Consider the following 362-nt stretch of genomic DNA (forward strand, 5'->3'; position numbering starts at 1 on the left):
GTGTTTACTTTAGCTCCTAAGTTCTCTGGTGTACCATATTCGTCGCCGTTTACTGCTACTTTCCAAATGTCTTCTCCTCCAAAACCGCCTGGCATGTTTGACGAGAAGTACAATGTTTTTCCATCTTTGCTAATGCTTGGATTTCTTACATCGTATCCTTTATTGTTAAAAGGAAGTGGTTTGCTGTTTACCCACTTATCCCCTTCTTTGGTTGCTTTATAAAGGTAGATTTTTCCAAACTTCGCATTCTTGGCCTTGTCTTTTGTAAATTCCTTTTCATTGAAACTTTCACTACCGTAGTACATGGTATTTCCATCGCTGGTAATACTTACAGGTCCATCGTGCCATTTGGTGTTTAGGTT

General features: G+C 39.2%; 1 protein-coding gene. It reads right to left on the reverse strand.

Annotation, left to right across the window (positions count from 1 at the left end; all coding sequences use genetic code 11):
• A partial coding sequence (locus OJ995_RS13545; RefSeq protein WP_489886100.1) for a TolB-like translocation protein occupies positions 1–362 on the reverse strand: 362 nt, incomplete at both ends.

The sequence above is a fragment of the Flavobacterium lacisediminis genome, from assembly GCF_025909975.1.
In the GTDB taxonomy this organism is placed as follows: Bacteria; Bacteroidota; Bacteroidia; order Flavobacteriales; family Flavobacteriaceae; genus Flavobacterium; species Flavobacterium lacisediminis.